At 56.2% G+C, this 740-nt stretch carries 1 protein-coding gene and 1 pseudogene; both read left to right on the top strand.

Annotated elements, in window-relative coordinates:
• Positions 1–197, top strand: a pseudogene (locus tag AC1DWI_RS25230) (adenylate/guanylate cyclase domain-containing protein); the annotation flags it as partial.
• Between the two features lie 24 nt (positions 198–221).
• Positions 222–740: hypothetical protein (locus AC1DWI_RS25225; RefSeq protein ID WP_477726192.1), on the top strand; the 519-nt coding region annotated here is incomplete at its 3' end.

Raw genomic sequence — 740 nt, 5'->3', positions numbered from 1 at the left:
CGTCCAGCCTGCGAACCTTGGCAGTTGCCCAGGTGAACTTAGGGCAGCTTGACCAAGCAGAAAAGACCGTTGCCGAGCTGCTGAGATTAGAACCCGCTTTAACAGTGCGCAGCTATTTAGCACGCAGCCCAAGCAGTCAGTATGAGATAGGGAAAACTTGGTCCGCAGCCCTTCAAAAAGCTGGCCTGCCATATTAACAACACTACTTCAGGGGGTTTTTTATGAGTATTTTTAGTTTGCTTGGCGGTACCGGCGGCACAGGTGGTACGGGCGGCACTGGCGGCACTGGCGGCACAGGTGGCACAGGTGGCACAGGTGGTACTGGCGGGACCGGAGGTACGGGTGGMACGGGCCCCAGCCCCCTGCTTTCGGACGCTCTCATCAGGAGTCGGGCAGCGCTGGTCGGCCCATTCAAGGGTGCCGTATTCCCGATTGACCTTCCGGTGCCGCTGGACAAACCAGAGCGCCTCGTCCAGTGGGATGTGATGCCCAGATTGCAAGTTTGCGGCTTGGAACTGGTGTCGGGTTTGCACTTTCAGGTCAATCAGTCTGCAAAAGAAATCGCAGTCGAATTTGTAGACCTGACGCAAAAGCCGCTATCCAACATGAAGCTTGCCACCTTCGTCAGGCCCGACGTGGCAGTCTTCCGGCAACAACTTCAATTGGTTGAAAATTACGCCCAACTGCGGGAGGACAGAGGGGTGGAAATTCTGGCGCAAATGTCCAGCTTAACTCCCTTC

The sequence above is a fragment of the Polaromonas sp. P3_C2 genome (assembly GCF_056402675.1).
This window is presented reverse-complemented; position numbering and strand designations above follow the sequence as displayed.